This window comes from Waddliaceae bacterium, assembly GCA_018694295.1.
Taxonomy (GTDB): Bacteria; Chlamydiota; Chlamydiia; order Chlamydiales; family JABHNK01; genus JABHNK01.
In genome coordinates, this window is the sequence record JABHNK010000014.1 from 26,874 (window position 1) to 32,888 (window position 6,015).

The 6,015-nt window shown below is 45.7% G+C and carries 5 protein-coding genes; 3 read left to right on the top strand and 2 right to left on the bottom strand.

Annotated features, from left to right (window positions below):
- Positions 1–252: 252 nt before the first annotated feature.
- From HN980_01670 to HN980_01680, 3 genes are all read left to right on the top strand, one after another.
- Entirely contained in the window at positions 253–759 is a 507-nt protein-coding gene (locus tag HN980_01670; GenBank protein MBT6928193.1) for a polymer-forming cytoskeletal protein, read from the top strand.
- A 471-nt stretch (positions 760–1,230) separates the two neighbouring features.
- A complete protein-coding gene (locus HN980_01675) occupies positions 1,231–2,784 on the top strand; it encodes a hypothetical protein (GenBank protein MBT6928194.1) in 1,554 nt (517 codons plus the stop codon).
- A 113-nt stretch (positions 2,785–2,897) separates the two neighbouring features.
- Positions 2,898–3,473 carry a hypothetical protein gene (locus tag HN980_01680; GenBank protein MBT6928195.1) on the top strand — a complete coding sequence of 192 codons (576 nt, stop codon included), beginning with the start codon at positions 2,898–2,900 and terminating at the stop codon, positions 3,471–3,473.
- Here HN980_01680 and rsmD read toward each other — a convergent pair.
- Both rsmD and radA read right to left on the bottom strand, forming a co-directional pair.
- Positions 3,438–4,055: a 16S rRNA (guanine(966)-N(2))-methyltransferase RsmD gene (rsmD, locus tag HN980_01685; GenBank protein ID MBT6928196.1), complete on the bottom strand. Its 618-nt coding sequence runs from the start codon at positions 4,053–4,055 to the stop codon at positions 3,438–3,440. The genes HN980_01680 and rsmD overlap by 36 nt on opposite strands.
- A gap of 124 nt (positions 4,056–4,179) precedes the next feature.
- Positions 4,180–5,553: a DNA repair protein RadA gene (radA, locus tag HN980_01690; GenBank protein MBT6928197.1), complete on the bottom strand. Its 1,374-nt coding sequence runs from the start codon at positions 5,551–5,553 to the stop codon at positions 4,180–4,182.
- Positions 5,554–6,015: the final 462 nt, after the last annotated feature.

Consider the following 6,015-nt stretch of genomic DNA (forward strand, 5'->3'; position numbering starts at 1 on the left):
TAATGTATGTTTAAGAAGTACACAAAAAGTTTATTCGAGAAAGAGATGATAAATCACTATAACGAGAGAGAAGATATGGGATCATCAGGCCATCAAAAACAAGAGAGGCCTATGCCGTCTCAACATAATGAACCTCAGCAGCCGATACAGCAGCAAGGTGCTAGTGTCTATACTTCTACCGCTGTAGAGCAACAGGAGCTTCGTCAAGACGCTCCGCAGCGCCCTTCTTTCGAGGAGAGGCAGCAGCAAAACATGTCGATACCGTCGATGATGCAGCAAGAATATACTTCCCTTTCTGAGGATGACTTTTCTAGCGAAGAGGACTGGAATGAGAAGATCGCAGCATTGCCATCATCGCCATCATTCCATCCTGATAACTTCGATGAAGAGCCAGAGACCACGCTTGGCGAAGGTGTTGTCTTTAAAGGCACGCTGAATTTCAAGAGATATCTTCGTGTCGATGGGACTTTCGAAGGTGAACTCATCTCCGACGGTAAGCTTATCATAGGACCTAAAGGTGTGGTGAAGTCCAACCTTAAGATGCATGAAGTCATTGTCGAAGGGTATGTCGAAGGAAGCGTAGAAGTCGAAGAGCGTATAGAGCTTCGTGGCGATGCACAGATTCATGGCGATATAACAGCGCGGTCGTTGAGCGTCGATGATGGCGTTACAATAATAGGCCATGTGTGTGTCAAGCCTGATATCTCGATAGAAATCGACGTCAGCGAAGAAAAGAAAGCATCGAAGAAAAAGAAATAATGGTTTCTGTATAAGATTCGCATGTATGTAAAAAGCCAGGGCAACAATATTGTTGTGACCTTGGCTTTTTTGTATAACTAACTGATTTTATATGTAAAAAGTTCGGAGTAGGATTTTTCTACCACGGAGACACGGAGTGCACGGAGAAAGCAGGATTTTTGCCACAGAGGACACAGAGGAACCACAGAGGTTTCACAGAGAGGAAAAAACAAACCGGCTGGTGGATTCTCCCCCAGACCCCCGTTTTTGAACGGTAAACTGTGAATGGTGAACTGTAAACTTTTTAAAATCCTCGTGGTTCTAGGGGTGAAACCCCTAGCCCGCCCCTTTTCCTCTCTGTGTACTCTGTGCCTCTGTGGTGAAAAAATTGGGGCTTGTTATTTTTTATTGCAGGAGCGGCATAGAACCCTGGGAAACTTTGTGGTAAAAATTCGGTAGCGCGTAACATCAATAATTAAGAGGGTGTGTACAATGGATTCATTGCAGGAGCGCAGGAGTGGCGTCTGGTTTTTGACGGCGCTGGCATTGATAGTAGTAATTAAAGGATTCTGGGCGATATGGATGATAAACTTTACTTCCATAGACCTTAACCCCGACGAAGTGCAATATTGGCTGTGGAGCCGCAACCTCGACATCGGGTATTATAGCAAAGCCCCAGGGATAGCATGGCAGATATGGGCGGGCTGTAAGATCTTTGGAAACACCGAGATGGGAGTACGCTTTTTCGCCGTAATAATAAGCGCCTTGCTATCACTTTCGACATATTTTACAGCACGATGTTGTGGTGTTAAAGCAAAAGTCGCTTTCTGGGCAGGTATCGCTATAGCATTCTCGCCGATGGGGTTTATATCGTCGTTCGCCGCCGCTACAGACGGTGGTTTCATCCTCTTCTGGCTGCTGACGTGTGCATATCTGTGCTATTGTCTGCGTTACGACCACAGACCAAAATATCATGTGGTAGGGTTCCTCATAGCGTTCGGCGCTATATTTAAATGGCCACAGATATACTACCTGTGGGGTATGATCGTCGTCTTCGCATTGTGCTATCCAATCCTCAGGACGAAAAGGATGCTAGGAGGTATGGTAGTATCGCTCCTTGGACTCGTTCCAAGCATAATATGGAACGCTTCTAACGAGTGGGCGACATTCCGACACGTATATGGACAGATTACAGGATCTGGAGGAGGCGGAGGCGCTGCGGGTAATACAGCAGAATTTCTTGGCACACAGGCGGGAATCCTTTCGCCGATACTTTTCGTCGTAATGCTATTAGCTCTTGTTCATATGGTGCGCAAAAGAAAAGAGACACCGCTATCAATACTTTTCTGCGGATGGACGACGCTTTCATTACTATTACTAGCGATAGCACGCTCTTTTATGAGTAAGGTTCAGGGCAACTGGTTTATCTTCGCATACCCTACAGCATTCGTCCTTATGAGCTGGTATGTCTTCGAAAGAGCTAAAGCAGCGAGAAAATGGTTCTTCGCCGGCATCGCATTATCGGTGGTTTTCACGCTTTTTGTCCTTGCGATCCCTGCCATACAAAAATATGACGTCATAACGATACCATATAAATATAATGGCTTCCAGCATAGCATGGGATGGGATAAACTCGAAGGCGCCTTAGAAGAGGCAGGATATAACCCCGACAAAGACTTCCTCTTCTCAGAGAAATACCAGACGACGAGTATCATGAGTTTCTATGCAAAAAATAAGAAGAGGGCGTATTTTTTCAACGTCGGAAACGCAAGAAAAAATCAGTACTCTTTCTGGCCAGGAATGGACGACGAACAAACAGGCAACGATGGCTTCTTCGTCTTAATTGAAAATGGTCGAGATGTCACCGACGATGTAACGCCGCGTGTCGATCATTATACAAAACTGCTATCACCATATTTTAGCAGCATAGATTTTATCGACGCCAAAACACTCTTCATAGCCAATGGCACCACGGTAAAACGCGCCGTAATATTCCGCTGCACGGAATATAATGGTTCCGTGCCATTGGGCGTTAACAAATATTGACACCCTGTCATTAATCGTGCCATTAGTTCGAATAAGTTGTTATTTTAGGGCTGTAAAATTTTAGTCGTAATATGGTATAATGTTACACTTTAAAAATAACCCATTAAAACGACATGGTTAATACAGATATAGTAACTCTAACAGATCTTCAGCCTATACCAGCACTAATAGCAAGAGATTTCCAGCCTATTAACAAATGGAAAGTTGATATAGACGGCCCACAATTTGAGGAAAACCCAGGAGTTCCTAAATATCGGATTGATGAAAGCACCGGACGGTTGTATCTTAATGAACAGAAAGTGATTGTACGGCTTAAATGTTACACCTTAATCTTTGCGACACTTCCTGCTCATGGTATTTTTCTCATTGGTTCCGTTGCTTCTCGAGCATTAAAATTAGCTACTTTATCGCATTTCTGGTGTTCAAAAGGCAGATTGAAAAAATATTGCCTTAAAGCAAGGGCATGCAATGCCGGTAAGGATTTATTAAAGATTGCCACCCATCCTTTTATTGTTGTCGGATTAGAGGCTTCGGCTGTCTATGGGGTATTTCAACCTTATGATGGAAGAAAACTTTATGCATCGTTTGAAAGAGCACAGTATGAAAAAAGCATGCTAGCGCCATGTTTTCAGCCAGATTCGAAGAAACATCTTTTAGGCGGAGATATTGAAAGCAGGGGGGCTTTTTAACTTCTTGAAATGTCGTAACGCGGAATCGCTGAAAGACCGTGAGCTTTCGAGCGATAGCGTTTTGATATCGATGTTGTCATCCCATCCGCTTCGTGGTCCTTCGACGAAGACGGTCCCTGAAGGTGCTATGAGGCCGTTGTCTTCGGCGGTTATGAGGGCTTTATCGCCAGAATATATCTCTCCAGAAGCGTCGTGATGCTTTTTTTTGGCATATGGCGGGTCGATATATATTATGTCGTACTTCATGCCTCTTTTCGCAAGCTTCGCCACCGTCTTAAAAGCATCGCCATAGATGATGGTAACATTTTTTTCGACGCCAAGGATTCGTGCGTTTTCTTTTATATATTTTATCGCTTCGCGGCTGCTGTCGACGAAGGTGACATGTTTTGCTCCGCGGCTCAACGCCTCAAAGCCAATAGCTCCCGTCCCAGCAAAAAGATCGAGAAATTCAGCACCTTCAACAGAGTGTTGGCATATGTTGAAAACTGCCTCACGAAGATACCCCTGCGTAGGACGTATTACATCGGCATCCTTCGGAGATTTTAACACCCTACCACGAAATTTCCCTGAAAATATGCGCATGACAATGACCCTATGTTTTTTCTCTGTGAAACCTCTGTGGTTCCTCTGTGTCCTCTGTGGCAAAAATCCTGCTTTCTCCGTGCACTCCGCGCCTCCGTGGTAGGAAATTCCCACTCCGAACTTTTTATCGTATCGTAGCTTTTATTGCCTCTTCGACGTTGTCGACGGCGGTGATGGTTGCACCTTTCTGTATCGCATCGCTGAGACCTTTGAGGTTGCGTTTTGGTATGACGCATTGCGTGAAACCCATATGCAGAGCTTCTTTTATGCGCTGTTCTATCTTTGGCACGCTGCGGATTTCGCCACCGAGACCTACTTCTCCGACGACGACCATCTCAGGATGAAGGGCCCTATTGCAGAACGACGATGCTATCGAAAGAAGGACGCCGAGGTCTACCGAAGGTTCTAGGATCTTTATCCCTCCAGCTATCGATACGAAGACATCGCGTTCGTGGAATTTGAAGCCTACACGTTTCTCAAGGACGGCGAGCATAAGGGCCATCCTTGTTTGGTCGATGCCAGCACAACGCCTTGTGGGTGTGCCATAGGCGCTGCTTCCCGTTACTAGCGCCTGTGCTTCGACGAGGATAGGCCGTGAACCTTCGAGGGTGGGTATTATCACCGAGCCCGTCGTCTTTTTGCGGCGCTCTTCGAGGAAAATCTCCGAAGGGTTAGGGACTTCTATCAGCCCTTGTGATGTCATCTGGAAGACCGCTATCTCGTCGGTGGCGCCGAAGCGATTTTTCACTATTCTAACGAGACGGTAGTTCTGCTGTTTGTCGCCTTCGAAATATAATACGGTATCGACGATATGTTCCAGGATACGCGGCCCTGCAATCTCGCCGGACTTCGTAACATGACCGATGAGGAGCGTCGCAATGGTGTATCCTTTGGAGATATGCATGAACTCCATCGCCGTCTCGCGGACTTGTGTTACTGACCCTGGAGCTGACGATATCTCCGGCTTGTAGACGATCTGTATAGAGTCGACGATAAGTATCTGTGGCTTTATTGCATCGATCTGAGCTTTTATATGGGAGAAATTCGTCTCGTTAAGAAGGTATAAGTTGTCGCTGTCGACGCCAAGGCGACGAGCGCGCATCGACGTCTGTTCAACAGACTCTTCACCACAGACGTACAACACCTTTAGACCTTTTACGGCGAGAGCATGGGATATCTGCATGAGAAGGGTGGACTTCCCAATACCAGGGTCGCCACCGACGAGAGATAACGAGCCAGGGACGATGCCGCCACCAAGAAGATCGTCGAATTCTTTGATGCCAGTAGTAAGGCGAGGAACGGCTTTGTCAACGACGTCTTTGATGAGTATAGGACGCGCTCCTTTAATGCGCTGTGCTTCGAAGCGGGGAGTATGCTGAGAGACATCAGCTTCTTCAACGAAAGTGTTCCACGACTCGCATTGAGGACATTGACCCGACCATTTGTGTTGCTTGTTGCCGCACTCAGAACAATACCATACACTCTTTACTTTTCCCATATTATACCAATTCTCGATAAAAAGTTCATAAATTCATCCTCATCTTTTTGCGTAGAATTTTGCGCTCGATCTTGCTAACACACCAATGTTTGCGGCGATCTCCGCGCTTTTTTCTACGCAAAAATCTTGAGTCCAATTTATGACTTTTTCACCGAGAATTGGTATCACCGTAATTATTATTATCGATCTTACGCGATGTTCCGAATTTTTCACCACCACTTTATCAGTGACCAGTTATCACTGACCTTACGCAATAGCCATTATTAAGAAGGAATTTCGGAATAGGATTTTTCACCACAGAGTCACAGAGAACACAGAGAGGAAAAAACATGGCTGGGGGATTCCCCCAGACCCCCTTTTTCATTGAACAATGAACAAACCCGGACACGGCAGTGCCCCCTCTCGACGTTGTCGTAATAGTAAGATTGTATCTTTACGTTTGCTATAGGAAAAACAAAGAAA